At 64.7% G+C, this 785-nt stretch carries 1 protein-coding gene and 1 pseudogene; one reads left to right on the top strand and one right to left on the bottom strand.

Translation table 11 applies throughout. From position 1 onward, the window contains the following. A pseudogene (locus ENZ75_RS33270) lies at positions 1-115 on the top strand (putrescine ABC transporter permease PotI); the annotation flags it as partial. Between the two features lie 18 nt (positions 116-133). On the opposite strand, the gene ENZ75_RS33265 reads toward ENZ75_RS33270, so the two are convergent. Further along, on the bottom strand, positions 134-785 hold a 652-nt coding region (locus ENZ75_RS33265), incomplete at its 5' end, for an AsmA-like C-terminal region-containing protein (protein WP_281033344.1).

The following is a 785-nucleotide window of genomic DNA, read 5'->3' as shown; positions in this document are numbered from 1 at the left end:
CGCCTGCACCATCCTGATCGCCGTCGTGGCGATCGGCGTCATCATCGCCTCGCTTGCCAACAAGCGGCGTGAGGTGCAGCGCCAGCTCGACGAGCAGGCCGCGCAACGCGGCTGAAGACGAAAACGCGACCGCTTATTCCCCCGAAACGCCGCGGCTGATCGGGGAAATGAACGGCGTGCTCCAGGTTCCGCCGACGAAGAACGACGACTGGTTGGGGCCTTGCTGGCCGTTGGCCTGCGTTGCCGCCTGATCCGGCTGAATGACGCCGCCGGACAAGGCCAGTCCGCGCCCGGCGTAGGACGCGATGCCGGACAGCCAGATCTTGTACTTCGCTGAATTGGCCTCGGCCTTGTCGATTCGCGCCACGCCCTTCGAAATGGTTGCCTTGATCTCGGCACCGTCGATCGGCAATGTTGCGTCGGAGACATCGTCGAGCGCGAAGAAGCCGCCCTGTTCGGTATGTTTGAGGAAGGCCGGCAGGTTGAGCTTGCTCAACGCACCCGGCCCGAAGGTCGCCGAGACCGAGCCGTCGGCATTGTCGAAGATGGAATCCCAGGTTCTGCCCGGCCCCTTGAGGATCACCGAGACGGTGCCCGTGCCGACCGGCACCAGCCGCGTCATCCCTGCCGCCGTGCCGAAAGCACCGCCGTCGATGTCGGACGCCAGAAGGCGGATTTCGACTTGCGAGCCTTCCGGCTTGCGATCGAAGCGAAGGCTGGTCTGGATGTTGCCGCCGAAGGCCGAGGCATCGGAGATGTCGAAGACGGACAGACCATCCTTGACC

Origin of the sequence: Mesorhizobium sp. M7A.F.Ca.CA.002.04.1.1 (assembly GCF_004022805.1) — a bacterium.
Taxonomy (GTDB): Bacteria; Pseudomonadota; Alphaproteobacteria; order Rhizobiales; family Rhizobiaceae; genus Mesorhizobium; species Mesorhizobium ciceri.
This window is presented reverse-complemented; position numbering and strand designations above follow the sequence as displayed.